The 318-nt window shown below is 35.2% G+C and carries 1 protein-coding gene; it reads right to left on the reverse strand.

Annotation, left to right across the window (positions count from 1 at the left end; translation table 11 throughout):
* Positions 1–78: 78 nt before the first annotated feature.
* Positions 79–318, reverse strand: a 240-nt coding sequence (locus tag AOA62_RS31815) for a hypothetical protein (protein WP_158235128.1), incomplete at its 5' end; no start/stop codon positions are given.

The raw sequence follows: 318 nt of genomic DNA on the forward strand, positions 1-318 counted from the left end.
GATTGCGCTTCTTATCCATCAGAATCCCTCCTTCTTCTTTAGCTTTTACATCCTTATTAAAAAATATGATACTGACCTTTAAAGGTTTTCTAAAATTGTATCAATCTCTTCTAATAGTGCCTGCACTTCCCCACTATTAAGAAGAATTGGTATTTGATCGTTCACCGTGATAGTACAAGAGCCTTGCTCGCTTTGTGTTAAAAGATAACTGTATAACTGTTCAAGTTGCTTTTCCGTTAAGGTTGATTGTGTATTTAAATTTTTCACCTGCGTTAAGTAAAATGTATCTTCCTCCGTTGCCAATTCTCCACTGAATAC

It is taken from the genome of Pseudomonas sp. 2995-3 (assembly GCF_002742565.1).
GTDB classification, from domain to species: domain Bacteria; phylum Pseudomonadota; class Gammaproteobacteria; order Pseudomonadales; family Pseudomonadaceae; genus Aquipseudomonas; species Aquipseudomonas edaphica.